Consider the following 13,745-nt stretch of genomic DNA (forward strand, 5'->3'; position numbering starts at 1 on the left):
TTCGTATACTGCGCTCACGCGACGTCCCCGCCATTGGCGGAGGCGTAGTCCTCCGCGGAGAGCAGCGGGCCCTCTTCGGAGACCTCGACCGTGAACAGCCAGCCGGCGCCGTAGGGGTCCTCGTTCAGCAGGGCGGGGTTGTCCACGGCCTCCTGGTTGATCTCGACGACGGTGCCGGTGACGGGCGCGTAGAGGTCGGACACCGATTTGGTGGATTCGACCTCGCCGCAGGACTCGCCGGAGGTGACGGTCGCGCCGACCTCGGGCAGGTCGACGTAGACGACGTCGCCGAGTGCGTCGGCGGCGATCTGCGAGATGCCGATCTTGGCCGGGCTGGCCGAGTCGACCCATTCGTGTTCGGCGGAGTAGCGGAGGGAAGAGAGAACCTTGCTCATGGTGTGTTCCTTTCGGGAAGCCGGTGGGCTGCGGTTGGTTACTTTTGGCGCTTGTAGAACGGCAGGGCGACGACCTCGAAGGGCTCCGCCTTGCCGCGCAGGTCGACGTCGAGCCGGGTGCCCGGCTCGGCGAGTCCGGCGTCGACGTAGGCGAGGGCCACGGGATAGCCCAGCGTGGGGCTGGGCTGGCCCGAGGTGACCTCGCCGACCGGCGCGCCGTCCTTAAGGACAGGGTAGTGCGAACGGCCGGCACGGCGCCCGAGGCCCTTGAGCCCGACCAGCACGCGGTCCGCCCCGGCGGCCTTCCTGGCCTCCAACGCGGTCCGCCCGATGAAGTCCTCCTCCTTCTTGAAGGAGACGACGCCGCCCAGGCCCGCCTCGAACGGGGTGACGTCCTCGGAGAGCTCGTTGCCGTACAGCGGCATGCCCGCCTCGAGCCGCAGGGAGTCGCGGCAGGCCAGGCCGGCCGGGACCAGCCCATGGTCGTGGCCGGCCTCGATCAGCGCCTGCCACAGGGAGGCGGCCTGGACGTTGGGGACGTACAGCTCGAAGCCGTCCTCGCCGGTGTAGCCGGTGCGCGCGAGGAGCACCTTGACCGGCGCCCCCGCGACCGTGAACTCGACGTCGTCCGCCGCGTAGTACTTCATGTCGGTGACCGTCGCGTGCTGCGCGGCCGGAACCAGCGGCAGCAGGATCTCCAGCGCCTTCGGTCCCTGGACCGCCAGCAGCGAGGTCTCGGCGGAGGCGTCCGTGACCGTGACGTCGAAGCCCTCGGCGCGTTCGCCCAGCGCGGCCGCGACCCGGGGCGCGTTGCCGGCGTTGGGGACCACCAGGAAGCGGTCCTCGGCGCGGCGGTAGGTGATCAGGTCATCGATGATGCCGCCGTCGGCGTTGCAGATCAGCGAGTACTTTGCCTTGCCGACGGCGATGACGGCGAGGTTGCCGACGAGCGCGGTGTTCAGGAACGCCGCGGCCTGCGGGCCCTCGACCCAGACCTCGCCCATGTGGGAGAGGTCGAAGAGGCCTGCGGTCTCACGGACGGCCTTGTGCTCGCCGAGCTCGGAGCCGTACTTCAGGGGCATGTCCCAGCCGCCGAAGTCGGTGAAGGACGCGCCCAGGCGGGCGTGCTCGTCGTGCAGCGCCGTGCGCCGCGGCGTCGTGGTCTGTTCAGTCATGGTTGTGCCTTTCGAATCTGGGGCCGGGGCCGGACTAGTTCTCGAACGCCTCGGGCGGCGGGCAGGAGCAGATGAGGTTCCGGTCCCCGCCCGCACCGTCGATGCGCCCGACGGGCGTGAAGTACTTGTCCTGCAGCAGTCCCGGGACCGGGAACGCCGCCTGTTCGCGGGTGTACTTGCGGTCCCACTCGGAATTCACGACGGCGGCCGCGGTGTGCGGCGCGAGGCGCAGGGGCGACTCCTCCAGCGCGAAGTCCCCGGCGGCGACCTGGTCCATCTCCTTGCGGATGGAGATCATGGCCTCGATGAAGCGCTCGATCTCCGGGAGGTCCTCGGACTCGGTCGGCTCCACCATCAGCGTGCCCGCGACCGGGAACGCGAGGGTCGGTGCGTGGAACCCGTAGTCGATGAGTCGCTTGGCCACGTCCTCCGCGGTGACGCCGGACTTCGCCGTGGCGTCGCGCAGGTCCAGGATGCACTCGTGGGCGACCAGGCCCTTGTTGCCCGTGTAGAGCACCGGGAAGTGCTCGTTCAGGCGCGAGGCGACGTAGTTGGCGGCGAGCAGCGCGTTCTTCGTCGCGTCGGTCAGCCCCTTCCCGCCCATCATGGCCACGTAGGCCCAGGAGATGGGAAGGACTCCGGCGGAGCCGTACGGCGTGGAGGTCACCGGGGTGCCCGCGTTGCCGTTGGATGCGCCGGCGGGCGCCCCCGGGAGGAACGGAATCAGGTGCTCGGCCACGGCCACCGGGCCGACGCCGGGTCCGCCGCCGCCGTGCGGGATGCAGAAGGTCTTGTGCAGGTTCAGGTGGGAGACGTCGCCGCCGAACTTGCCCGGCTGCCCGAGGCCGACGAGCGCGTTCATGTTGGCGCCGTCGATGTACACCTGGCCCCCTGCCGCGTGGACCTTGTCGCAGACCTCGCGCACATCGGCGTCGTACACGCCGTGGGTGGACGGGTAGGTGATCATGATGGCCGCGAGGGTGTCCTTGTTGGCCTCGATCTTGGCGTCGAGGTCCGCGGCGTCGATGGTGCCGTTCTCGGCGGTCTTGACGACCACCACCTTCAGGCCGGCGAGGACCGCGGAAGCGGCGTTGGTGCCGTGGGCGGAGGCGGGGATCAGGCAGACCGTGCGCACGTCGTCGCCGTGGGCCAAGTGGTACTGGCGGATGGCGAGCAGGCCCGCGTATTCGCCCTGGGATCCGGCGTTGGGCTGGATGGACACGCCGGCGTAGCCGGTGATGGTGCTCAGCCGTGCCTCGAGGTCGGCGATCAGTTCGCGCCAGCCGGCGGTCTGGTGCGCCGGGGCGTAGGGGTGGATGGAGGCGAACTCCGGCCAGGACATGGACTCCATCTCGGCGGTGGCGTTCAGCTTCATGGTGCACGAGCCCAGCGGGATCATGGTGCGGTCGAGCGCGAGGTCGCGGTCGGAGAGCTTGCGCAGGTAGCGCAGCATCTGGGTCTCCGAACGGATGGAGTGGAAGATCGGGTGGGACATGAAGTCGCTGGTGCGCACGATCGCGTCCGGCAGCTCGTTCCCGGCGGACCGCTCGGCCGCCGCGACCTTCGCCGCCGCGTCCTCGATGCCGAACGCGGACGCGATGGCGATGATGTGCTCCGGCGTCGTGGTCTCGTCCGCGGACGCCCCGACCGTCTCCGGGTCCACGAGGCGCAGGTTCACGCCGTGGGTCTCGGCCGACGCGATCACGTGGGCGGCGCGCCCGGGAACCCGGGCCTGGACGGTGTCGAAGAACGTGTCGGCGACCAGCTCGATCCCGGCGCCGGAGAGCACCGTGGCGAGCGTGCGGGCGCGCAGGTTGGCGCGGCGGGCGATCGCCTTCAGGCCCTCGGGGCCGTGGTAGACGGCGTACATGGAGGCCGTGATGGCCAACAGCGCCTGCGCGGTGCAGATGTTGGACGTGGCCTTCTCGCGGCGGATGTGCTGCTCGCGGGTCTGGAGCGCGAGGCGGTAGGCGGGCACGCCGGCGTCGTCCTTGGAGACGCCCACGAGGCGGCCCGGGAGCGAGCGTTCGAGGCCCTGGCGCACGGCCATGTAGGCGGCGTGCGGTCCGCCGAAGAACAGCGGCACGCCGAGGCGCTGGGTGTTGCCGACCGCGATGTCGGCACCCTGCTCGCCCGGCGGGACGATCAGAGTCAGGGAGAGGATGTCGGCGGCGACCGTGACCATGGCCCCGCGCTCCTTGGCGGCGGCGATGACCGCGGCGTGGTCGGCCACGCGGCCGGAGTTGCCGGGCTGCTGGAGCACGATTCCGGAGATGTCGCCGTCGGGCAGGCCCTGGGAGAGGTCGGCGATCTCGAGCTCGAAGCCGAGGGCCTCGGCGCGGCCGCGGACCACGGAGATGGTCTGCGGGAACAGGTCGGCGTCCAGGACGGTCTTGGCGTCGCCCTTGGCCTTGTTCGAGCGGCGCATCAGCAGGACGGCCTCGGCGACGGCGGACGCCTCGTCGAGCAGCGACGCGTTGGCGATGGGAAGGCCGGTCAGGTCCCCCACCATCGTCTGGAAGTTCAGGAGTGCCTCGAGGCGGCCCTGGGAGATCTCCGGCTGGTACGGCGTGTAGGCCGTGTACCAGGCCGGGTCCTCGAGGACGTTGCGCAGGATGACCGGAGGCGTGAACGTGTCGTAGAAGCCCTGTCCGATCATCTGGGTCTTCATGGTGTTCTTCGACGCGATGTTCCGCAGGTCCGCGAGCACCTCCGCCTCGGTTCGCGGCGCCGGGAGATCCAGCGGGGCCGACTGGCGGATGTCCGCGGGGACGGCCGTGTCGACGAGTTCGTCGAGGGTTGCGTAGCCCAGGTGGCGGAGCATCGTTTCGGTGGCGTCTCCGCGCGGGCCGATGTGGCGGTCGGCGAACACGAGGTCGCCGCTGTCGCGGGCTGTGGTGGGGCGGGCCGTTGTCGCGGTCATAAGGGGGAACTCCAAGGTTGGTCGAGGTGCGTGCACGCCGAATGAGCTTTGGTTCCTCCCCGACTCTGTATTGGACCTGAGAGTTTCCGGGGCCCCGGGCGGTGTGCCCGGCGCCTCTTGCACCGTCGGTGAGTCCCGAGAACCCCGCCGGTTTGACCCGGTGGAACGGAACTGCTTTCCAGAGTTGCCTATGCGCGACGGTACGGGGGCCTGAGAGATTCCCGGGGAGGAAATTGCTCCTACGGCGCCCGCCAGTGGATCTGGCGGATCTCTCCCGCCGCATGTCATTGGCCGTGCCACGGGGGCACAGCCCACAGTCTAGTTCGAGACGCGCGCCACAAACAACTGGAAGTCGCTAACCGACGGCCCCGGTTGCGCCGAGCCAGGTCCCGATCGCGAAGGTCACCCCAAGCGCGGCGGCGCCGCCCACCAGGACGCGGACGGTCGGCACCAGCGGCCGGGCGCCGCCGAGGCGCGCGCCGAGCGCCCCGGTGCCGGCGAGCGCCACGAGGACCGCGGCGAAGGTGACCGGCACGCGGATGTCCGGCGGCAACAGCACGGCGGTCAGGAACGGGAGGAGAGCACCCACCGTGAAGGCGATGGCCGAGGCGAACGCGGCGTGCCACGGGCTGGCGACCTCCGTCTCGTTGATGTGGAGCTCGGCCTCCAGATGCGCCCCGAGCGCGTCGTGTCGCGTCAGTTCCTCGGCGACCCGCCGCGCCGTCTCCGTGGAGAGTCCCTTGGCCGCGTAGATGCCCGCCAGCTCCGCGAGTTCCGCGTCCGGGGTTTCCTCGAGCTCCCGCTTTTCCTTCTCGATGAGCGCGCGCTGGGAATCGGCGGCGCTGGAGACGGAGACGTATTCCCCCAGGGCCATGGAGATGGCCCCGCCGATGAGGGCCGCGGCGCCGGCCGCGAGGATCGGTCCCGTCGCCGACGTGGCTCCGGCCACGCCCACGACGACGGCCGCCACGGAGACGATCCCGTCGTTTGCGCCGAGCACCCCGGCGCGCAGCCAATTGAGCCGTTGCGCGACGCCCGAGGAATCGTGGGGCTCTTCGCCGTGCGCGGGCTCCGGGCCGGTCACGGCTGCCCCAGCCGCACGTAGTCGGGATGGCGGGCGGTGAGGGCGTCTCCGGAAGACGTGCCGGTCAGCCGCCGCCTCACCCAGGGGACCACGTGTTCGCGCGCCCATTGCGCGTCCGCCTGGATTTGCCGCAGGCGCCCGAGCGCGGGGGCCGTCTCGAGCTCCGGCGTCGCGATCTCATCCGAGGCCCGCAGCACCTCGAGTACCTTCTTCGCCATCAGGGTGTGGCCGGGGACGCCCATGTGCAGGCGGTCCTGCGCCCAGTAGCGCCAGTCCTGGAACTCGCGCCAGCGCCAGTAGTCGGCGATCGAGGCGTCGTGCCTCTCGGCGATCTCGCGGACCCACTCGTTGTAGATCGCGGTGCGTCCGCGCGTCTTGCCGAACACCGCCGACCCCGACGAGTCGAACCCCGTGAACAGCACGACGGCGGCGCCGGTTCCGGACAGCGCGGCCACGGCCTCCTCGTAGCCGCGCATGAGGTTGTCGATGTCGACGCTCGGGCGCAGGATGTCGTTGCCGCCCGCGTACAGCGTCACCAGGGTCGGCTTGAGCGCCAGGGCCGCGGGCAACTGTTCCGTGAGGATCTGGCGGATCTTCTTGCCGCGGACGGCGAGGTTCGCGTAGCCCCACTCCGGGTCCGCGGCGCAGAGCTGTTCGGCGACCCGGTCCGCCCATCCGCGGACGCCGTGGGGGCGCCGGGGATCGCCGTCGCCCACGCCCTCCGTGAACGAATCCCCCAGGGCCACGTATCGCTTTTCAAAGTCCACGCAGCCAGCCTAGCCACGTTCGGTGCCGAGCGGCACCGAAAAGGCCAACGCCGTGCACAGCGCACGTTCGTCGCGGCCGGAACCGTCGTTGCGGTCAGCGCACCCATGGATCCGGGGGTCCTCGCCTCCATCGGCTGGCCCCGGTAGCGCGAGACCCGCGGCTAGCCCAGGAGCGCCTGCCGCACGGCCACCGTCAGGCGGCCGGCGCGCGATCCGGTCCCGGACAGCTCGGCGCGGGCGGGGACGTAGCCGAAACCGATCCCGTAGGCGGGGTCGGCGAAACCCAGGGAGGCGTTGGCGCCGTCGTGCCCGAAGGCACGGGCCGAACCGAAGTCGTTGCGTGGCTGGGACTTCATGAAGACGATCCCGAACGCGCCGAGGAGCCCGTGCCCGCGGTCGGGGCCGAAGACCTGCTCCTGGGACATGGCGGCGCGCGTCGCGTCGGAGAGGAACGGCTCGCCCAGCTTTCCGTCCGCCCCGACCACGCCGGTGCTGGCGGCCGCGTACAGGCGCGCGATGCCACGGGCGTTCGCCACCCCGCCGGCCGCTGCCAGCCCGGCGGCCCGGACCGAGCGGACGTTCGGCAGGTCCAGGATGTCCCGGCTGGGACCGTCCGGGCCCTCGAGGCCGGCGGTCGAGTTGACGGACAGGCCGAAGACGCCGAACGGGTCGACGAACGGAAGCTCGGCTTCCCGTGCTGGTTTGAGCACGTCGCGGTAGCGCGGCTCCTCGGTTTCCGGCAGTCCCAGATGGAAGTCGATGCCGAACGGCGCCCTGATCCGGCGCTCGTAGATGTCCTGCAGGCGTTCGCCGGCCGTCCGGCGGGCCAGTTCCTCCATGAACACGCCGATGCTCAACGCGTGGTAGCAATGCGCCGCCCCCGGCCGCCACGACGGCGCCGCGGCGCCCAGGATGCGGGCGGCGAGCCGTGAGTCCTCGTACTCCTCCAGCGTCATGCCGCCGTCGACGCCCGGCAGGCCCGCCTGGTGGCTGAGCAGCTGGCGGACGGTGACGAGTTCCTTGCCGTTGTCGGCGAATTCGGGCCAGTAGGCGGCGACGGGCGCGTCGAGTTCCAACACGCCCTCCTGCAGGAGGATGCCGACCACCATGGCGGAGGCGCCCTTCGAGCAGGAAAAGACGCCCGTCAGCGACTCGCGCGTGCTGTGCGGCCCCACCGCGAGGTCCATGACGGGCAGGCCCTCGTGGTAAACGGCAAGCTGCGCCGAATAGTCGGCGTCCTCCGCGGCGAACTCGCCCAGCAGCTCGGCAACCGGCGCGAAGCGCGGATCGGTGAGGTCCCCCGTCACGGTGTGGTTCTCGGTGGTCTCGCTCATGCGCCCAGTGTAGGGGGCGCCCCTGGACCGGCCGGGGCCGGCGGTCAGGACTCGGGGGTCTCCTGGCGGAAGCGGAGGCGCCAACGGCCGGCGTCGCGCTGCCACGCGGATCCGACCACGGCGGTCCCCCGCGCGCCGGACAGGCGGTACGCCAGTTGCACGACGTCGGTGCCGACGACCTCCGAGGCGAGCAGTTCGAATCGGCCAGCGGTCCCGGACGGCCCGCCGCCCGCTTCGAGCGAGGCGAGCACCGCGATGCTCGAGTCCTTGTCCCGCAGCGTGCCGTCCGCGGCGATTTCGCGGTAGCCGGGATGGAGGAGATAGTTCAGCTGGCCCACCTCGGAGCGGACAGCGGGCTCCAACAGCTCGCGTTCCAGGGTCACCACCGCGTCGATGTCCGCGCTGCCCGTGCCCGTCTCGCGGACGTCCTCCAACTCGCTGAACAGGTCGTCCTGCTCGGCTCCCGCGCGCGGCGCCTCGCGGTCCGTCTCAACGACGACGCGCTGCGCCCCCTGGTCCGCGGGGGTCGCCGGCGCGCGGGTGGCCGCGCCCGCGAAGCCCGGCCCCTCGTCGGCGGGACGCCTGCCCTGGAACGCGGTGGCGGCCGCCCGGGCGCGCACGTCCGCGGCCTCGTTGAGTTCGTGGCCGGCGTGGCCACGAACCCATTCGAAGCTGTAGTCGCGGCCCTTGATGACGTCGTCGATCTGCTTCAGGAGGTCGACGTTGAGCACCGGCTTGCCGTCCGACTTCTTCCAGCCCTTCCGCTTCCACCCCGGCATCCACTTGGTGACGCAATTGATGACGTACTGGGAGTCGCACAGGATGTGCAGGTGCTCGGCCTGAAGGTGCGACGTGGACCGGAACAGGTCCAGGACCGCCATGAGCTCGCCCATGTTGTTCGTGCCGTGGGGCCAGCCGCCGGCCCTCCAGCATTCGTCGTCGACGTACCAGGCCCACCCGGCCGGACCGGGGTTTCCGAGGGCGGAGCCGTCCGCGGCGGCAGTGATTGTCATGAATTCAATCCTGCCATGTGGGGCCTCCATTTGGGCCTGCCGCACCACCGCCCCACCAGCACCCGGGGCTGGCGCGGAGGCCGCCAAATGGACGGGAGGCGATGGGTTGTGAGAAACTTCACAGGCATTTGTGCGACGCGCCACTGCCTAGCCGGTCTGCGCACCGCTAATGCCACCCCACACGCAACACCCACGCTCTTCATGGAGGGACCCCACACTTATGAGCGATGCCCTATCAGCCATCAACGACGTCATCTGGAGCGACTGGCTCGTCTATCTCTGCCTCGCCACCGGCGTCTATTTCTCCGTCCGTTCGCGCTTCCTGCAGGTGCGGCATGTCAAGGGCATGGTCCAGCAGCTCCTGCGCGGTGAGAAGTCGGCGTCCGGCGTCTCGTCGTTCCAGGCGCTGGCCATGTCCCTCTCCGGGCGCGTCGGCACCGGCAACATCGCCGGCGTCGCGACCGCGATCGCCTTCGGCGGACCGGGCGCGCTGTTCTGGATGTGGATGGTCGCCTTCCTGGGCGCCTCGACGTCGTTCATCGAATCGACCCTCGGCCAGATCTACAAGACCCGCGACCCGCTGACCGGCGAGTACCGCGGCGGACCCGCGTACTACCTGTCCCGTGCAATGGCGCACACCAAGGGCGCGCCGTTCTTCAAGGTCTACGGCTACGTCTTCGCCGCCGTCACCGTTCTCGCCTGCGGCGTCCTCATGCCGGGCGTCCAGGCCAACTCGATGGCCACCGCGATCGACGGCGCCTGGACGATCCCGTCGTGGATCGTCGCAGTCGGATCCGTCATTGTTCTTGCCTTCGTCATCATCGGCGGCGTCAAGCGCATCGCCAGCGTCGCGGCATTCGTCGTTCCGTTCATGGCCGTCGCCTACATCCTCCTCGCGCTGGTCGTGGTCTTCGTGAACGCCGCGCAGCTGCCGGAAATCATCTCCCTGGTGTTCCGTAGCGCGCTCGGCATGGACTCGGCGCTGGGCGCCGTCATCGGCCTGGCCGTGATGTGGGGCGTCAAGCGCGGTGTCTACTCGAACGAGGCCGGCCAGGGCACGGGACCCCACGCGGCGGCCGCCGCCGAGGTCTCGCACCCCGCCAAGCAGGGCCTCGTGCAGGCCTTCGCCGTCTACATCGACACCCTGTTCGTTTGCTCGGCCACCGGCTTCCTGATCCTTTCGACCGGCGCCTACCGCGTCTTCTCCGGCGGCACCGAGGACACCGACGTCCTCCTCGAGGGCGGATTGCTCTCGGCCTCGGCCACGGTGGGACCGCAGTTCGTGCAGACCGGCTTCGACAGCGTCTTCCCGGGCTTCGGCGCGGCGTTCATCGCCATCACGCTGATCTTCTTCTGCCTGACCACCGTTTTCGCCTACTACTACATGGCGGAAACCAACCTGCGGTTCCTGGTGGGCAACTCGTCCAACAGGCTCATCCCGGGCCTCAAGGTCAGCATCGGCCGGGTCACCACCATGGGGCTGCAGGTGCTCATCCTCATCGCCGTCGCCTACGGCTGCGTCAACACCGCCGCGGATGCCTGGACGATGGGCGACATCGGCGTCGGCCTGATGGCGTGGCTGAACATCATCGGCATCCTGATCCTGCAGAAGCCTGCCTTCAAGGCGCTCAAGGACTTCGAGGCGCAGAAGAAGCTGGGCTTGGACCCGGTCTTCGATCCGCGCCCGCTCGGCATCGTGGGCGCCACCTTCTGGGAGTCCTACAAGCGGGCACCTCTCGAGAAGGAAGCGGCCCGGCTCTAGCTCCGGACGCCCGACCGCTCACGCACAAAAAGCCGGCTGCCGCCGTCGTACTGTTTGGTACGACGGCGGCAGCCGGCTTGTGCGCTTCGCCCGGGGCCGGGCGTGGAGGCTACGCGGGGTAGAGCGGGTTGGCGCCGGCGGCGACTTCCTCGCCCGCCCGCACCGGACCCGGCGCCGTGCCGGCGCCGAACGGGGAACCCCCGAGCGCCTCGCGGCCATGCGGGTCCAGCCAGTTCGCGAGGTCCGGTCCCACCGGAACGATCCCGGTGGGGTTGATGTCCTCGTGGACCACGTAGTAGTGCGCCTTGATCTGTTCGAAGTCCACGGTGTCGCCGAAGCCCGGGGTCTGGAACAGGTCCCGTGCGTAGCCCCACAGGGCGGGCATCTCGGTGAGCTTGTTCCGGTTGCACTTGAAGTGCCCGTGGTACACCGGGTCGAACCGCACCAGCGTGGTGAACAGCCGCACGTCGGCCTCCGTGATGGTGTCCCCCATCAGGTACCGCTGGCCGGACAGGCGCTCCTCGAGCCAGTCCATGGCAGCCCACAACCGGTCGTACGCGTCGTTGTAGGCCTCCTGCGACCCGGCGAAGCCGCAGCGGTAGACGCCGTTGTTGACCTCCGTGAAAATGCGCTTGATGACGGGTTGCATGTCCTCGAGCAAGTCCGCCGGAAGCAGGTCCGGGGCGCCCTCGCGGTGGAACCGGGTCCACTCGGTGGAGAAGTCCAGTGTCATCTGCGGGTAGTTGTTGGTGACGACCCCGCCCGTTGGGATGTCGACGATCGCCGGCACCGTGATCCCGCGAGGGTAGTCGGGGAACCGCTTGAAGAAGTTCTCCTGGAGCCGTTCGGTGCCCAGCACGGAGTCGCGGCCGTCCGGATCGAGATCGAACGTCCACGACCGCGCGTCGTGCGTCGGTCCCGGAGTGCCCAGCGAAAGGGCGTCCTCAAGGCCCAGGAGGCGCCGGACGATGATGGCGCGGTTGGCCCACGGACAGGCCCTGGCGGCGATCAGACGGTACCGGCCAGGCTCGACCGGCCACGCCTGCGCACCCTCGGGCAATCCGCCGCGCGCATCGCCGATGCTGCTGCCGAAGGCCCCACCGGACGCCCGGACAGCCTCCGGATCCGCGACGATCCTGTCGTCGATGTAGTTCGTGTCGCGGCTGAATTCGGCGCCACCGGTGACGTAGGAACCTCGGGTCGAGAAGTCGTTGTCTGCCATCCCCATACCCTACGTTCGCCGCGCGTTCCCCGCACGCGCCATCACCGCCCGCGGGCGGTGGATGATTCCCGTTGTCCGGCCTGGGCCGCGCCGCGCAGCCAGGGCCCCGCGGGTCACAAGGCCGGTTGCCGTTCGAGGCGGCCAGCCTCTGCAGTGCCCGCCAGGCGGGCGAAGGCGCCGCCCGCGGCCAGCAGCTCGGCGGGCGCGCCACGCTCGGCGATCCGACCGCCGTCCAGCAGCACCAGCTGGTCCGCGCGCTCGACAGTGGAGAGCCGGTGCGCGATGGTGATCGTGGTCCTGCCTTCGGCCAACCTGTCCAGCGCCGCCTGGACCTGTGCCTCGGTGGTGTTGTCCAGCGCGGACGTGGCCTCGTCGAGCACCAGGACCCGGGGGTTGCGCAGCATGGTGCGGGCGATCGCCAGGCGCTGTTGTTCGCCGCCGGAGAAGCGGTGGCCGCGGGCGCCGACCAGCGTGTCCAGCCCCGCGGGCAGCCCGGCGACCAAGTCAGCGATGTGTGCCGAGGCCAGCGCGCTCCACAGCGCGGCGTCGTCTGCGCCAGGCGCTGCCAGCAGGAGGTTGTCCCGGATCGACGCGTGGATCAGGTAGGACTCCTGGGACACGACGCCGACGACCCTCGCCAGGTCGACGGCCGAAAAGCCGCGCACGTCGATGCCGTCGATGGTGACGCGCCCGCTGCCTGCGTCGTGCAGGCGGGGAACCAGAGCGCCCAGCGTCGTCTTCCCGGAGCCGGTTGGTCCGACCACCGCCGTCGTGGTGCCGGCCGGCACGCTCAGGTTCACTCCGCGCAGGACGGGCGCTCCGCGATCGTAGGCGAATTCCACGTTCTCGAACCGCACGTCGCCGCGGATGGCGGTGGGTTCGATGGCCACCGGCCGGAGGGGCGGCGCGATGTCCGGCTCGAGATCCAGGTATTCGAAGATCCTGCTGAACAAGGCCAGTGCAGTGACCCACTGGACGCCGACGTTGAGCAGTCCCATGATGGGCCGGAAGATGGTCCCCTGCAGCGCGGTGAACGCCACCAGCGTGCCGATCGTCATTCCGCCGGTGGCGGCCGGGAAGCCCGCGGCCAGATAGATCGCGGCGGGGATGGCGGCGAAGACGATTCCCATGGTCGCCATACGCCAGCGGCCGGCCAACTGCGAGCGCATCTCCAGGCCGATCAGCCGCTCCGAGGACTCGGCGAACCGTCCGGCGTCGCGTCCGGTGGTTCCGAGCGTTTTCGCGAGCCGCACCCCGGAGACGGACAGTCCCTCCTCCACCTGGGTGTGCAGTTTGGCCAACTCCTTCTGGCGCTCGGCCGTGATGTCGCGGCGGAGCAGGGCCACCCTCCGGCTGATCCAGATGGCCGGAGGGATCACGATCAGGGACAACAGGCTGAGCTGGGGCGAAAGGGCCACCATGGCAACGGCCGTGGCCACCGCCGTCGTGAGGCTGGATGCGACGGAGGTGGCCGAGGTGGTGACCACGGATTGCATGCCGGAGATGTCGTGCGTCAGGCGGGATTGGACGTCGCCTCCGTGGGTTCGGGTGAAGAAGCCGAGCGATTGGCGCTGCAGGTGGGTGAAGAGGCTGGTCCGCAGCCCGTGCATGACCTGCTGGCCCATGTCGGTCGCCATCCACGTTTGGACGACGCCGATGACCGCGGTGGCCGCGGCAACGGCAACGAGGCCTCCGGCGAGCGACGTGAGCAGGGGGACGTTACCGTCCGGGAGTGCGCTGTCGATGATGGCCCGGATGAGGAACGGTTGGGCGAGCCCGACCACCGAGGAGATGCTGATGAGCAGGACGACGACGGCGATGCGGGCCTTGTGCGGAGCGAAGAGGACCGCGATGCGACGGAGACTGACGGGATGGGCGCTCAGCTGGTTCCGGTCGGCCGGGTCGACGCGCCCGACCCGGTGGGATCCTCCGCTGCCGCCGACGGGCACCGTGCCGACCGCATCCGCGGGGGGACTCTGTGGTTTCGCCAAGGACGCCACCTCCTGTGAAGCGGTGCGCCCGTCGCGCACTCAATACAGAGGTTACCTCACTATGTGGTTGCCCGGCAAT

General features: G+C 70.1%; 10 protein-coding genes and 1 riboswitch. Of the genes, 1 reads left to right on the plus strand and 9 read right to left on the minus strand.

The genetic code is table 11. The features are described 5' to 3' along the window. Positions 1–14: 14 nt before the first annotated feature. The 7 genes from gcvH to ACHAAJ_RS12410 form a co-directional block, all read right to left on the minus strand. Positions 15–395 (minus strand): glycine cleavage system protein GcvH, encoded by a 381-nt coding sequence (gene gcvH, locus ACHAAJ_RS12380; protein ID WP_435728501.1) that lies wholly within the window; start codon positions 393–395, stop codon positions 15–17. Between the two features lie 38 nt (positions 396–433). After that, the gene (gene gcvT / locus ACHAAJ_RS12385; RefSeq protein ID WP_435728502.1) at positions 434–1,570 is read right to left on the minus strand and encodes a glycine cleavage system aminomethyltransferase GcvT; all 1,137 of its coding nucleotides are present in this window, start codon (positions 1,568–1,570) and stop codon (positions 434–436) included. Between the two features lie 34 nt (positions 1,571–1,604). Then, positions 1,605–4,493 (minus strand): aminomethyl-transferring glycine dehydrogenase, encoded by a 2,889-nt coding sequence (gene gcvP, locus ACHAAJ_RS12390; RefSeq protein WP_435728503.1) that lies wholly within the window; start codon positions 4,491–4,493, stop codon positions 1,605–1,607. Between the two features lie 188 nt (positions 4,494–4,681). Next, a riboswitch (glycine riboswitch) is annotated at positions 4,682–4,780 on the minus strand. Positions 4,781–4,848: 68 nt separating this feature from the next. Then, positions 4,849–5,577, minus strand: a complete 729-nt coding sequence (locus ACHAAJ_RS12395) for a VIT1/CCC1 transporter family protein (RefSeq protein WP_435728504.1) — start codon at positions 5,575–5,577, stop codon at positions 4,849–4,851. After that, positions 5,574–6,344: an SGNH/GDSL hydrolase family protein gene (locus tag ACHAAJ_RS12400; protein WP_435728505.1), complete on the minus strand. Its 771-nt coding sequence runs from the start codon at positions 6,342–6,344 to the stop codon at positions 5,574–5,576. The genes ACHAAJ_RS12395 and ACHAAJ_RS12400 overlap by 4 nt, the downstream gene beginning before the upstream one ends. Before the next feature lie 161 nt (positions 6,345–6,505). Next, positions 6,506–7,678, minus strand: a complete 1,173-nt coding sequence (locus ACHAAJ_RS12405; RefSeq protein ID WP_435728506.1) for a serine hydrolase domain-containing protein — start codon at positions 7,676–7,678, stop codon at positions 6,506–6,508. 44 nt (positions 7,679–7,722) lie between these two features. Then, positions 7,723–8,691, minus strand: coding sequence for an RNase H family protein (locus ACHAAJ_RS12410; protein WP_435728507.1), 969 nt, complete (start codon positions 8,689–8,691; stop codon positions 7,723–7,725). A 220-nt stretch (positions 8,692–8,911) separates the two neighbouring features. On the opposite strand from ACHAAJ_RS12410, the gene ACHAAJ_RS12415 reads away from it, so the two are divergent. Next, complete coding sequence (locus ACHAAJ_RS12415; RefSeq protein WP_435728508.1) at positions 8,912–10,453, plus strand: alanine/glycine:cation symporter family protein; 1,542 nt, start codon at positions 8,912–8,914, stop codon at positions 10,451–10,453. Positions 10,454–10,562: 109 nt separating this feature from the next. On the opposite strand, the gene ACHAAJ_RS12420 is transcribed toward ACHAAJ_RS12415, so the two are convergent. Continuing rightward, complete coding sequence (locus tag ACHAAJ_RS12420; protein ID WP_435728509.1) at positions 10,563–11,675, minus strand: glutathione S-transferase family protein; 1,113 nt, start codon at positions 11,673–11,675, stop codon at positions 10,563–10,565. 113 nt (positions 11,676–11,788) lie between these two features. Continuing rightward, positions 11,789–13,666 carry an ABC transporter ATP-binding protein gene (locus ACHAAJ_RS12425; RefSeq protein WP_435728510.1) on the minus strand — a complete coding sequence of 626 codons (1,878 nt, stop codon included), beginning with the start codon at positions 13,664–13,666 and terminating at the stop codon, positions 11,789–11,791. Between the last annotated feature and the right edge of the window lie 79 nt (positions 13,667–13,745).

The organism is Arthrobacter arnarulunnguaqae, from assembly GCF_051262515.1.
GTDB lineage: Bacteria > Actinomycetota > Actinomycetes > Actinomycetales > Micrococcaceae > Arthrobacter_N.

What these genes read in the sequence shown, in the direction of transcription:
- gcvH (WP_435728501.1), bottom strand. Translation starts at nt 395, where the DNA reads ATGAGCAAGGTTCTCTCTTCCCTCCGCTACTCCGCCGAACACGAATGG.
- gcvT (WP_435728502.1), bottom strand. Translation starts at nt 1,570, where the DNA reads ATGACTGAACAGACCACGACGCCGCGGCGCACGGCGCTGCACGACGAG.
- gcvP (WP_435728503.1), bottom strand. Translation starts at nt 4,493, where the DNA reads ATGACCGCGACAACGGCCCGCCCCACCACAGCCCGCGACAGCGGCGAC.
- ACHAAJ_RS12405 (WP_435728506.1), bottom strand. Translation starts at nt 7,678, where the DNA reads ATGAGCGAGACCACCGAGAACCACACCGTGACGGGGGACCTCACCGAT.
- ACHAAJ_RS12410 (WP_435728507.1), bottom strand. Translation starts at nt 8,691, where the DNA reads ATGACAATCACTGCCGCCGCGGACGGCTCCGCCCTCGGAAACCCCGGT.
- ACHAAJ_RS12415 (WP_435728508.1), top strand. Translation starts at nt 8,912, where the DNA reads ATGAGCGATGCCCTATCAGCCATCAACGACGTCATCTGGAGCGACTGG.
- ACHAAJ_RS12420 (WP_435728509.1), bottom strand. Translation starts at nt 11,675, where the DNA reads ATGGCAGACAACGACTTCTCGACCCGAGGTTCCTACGTCACCGGTGGC.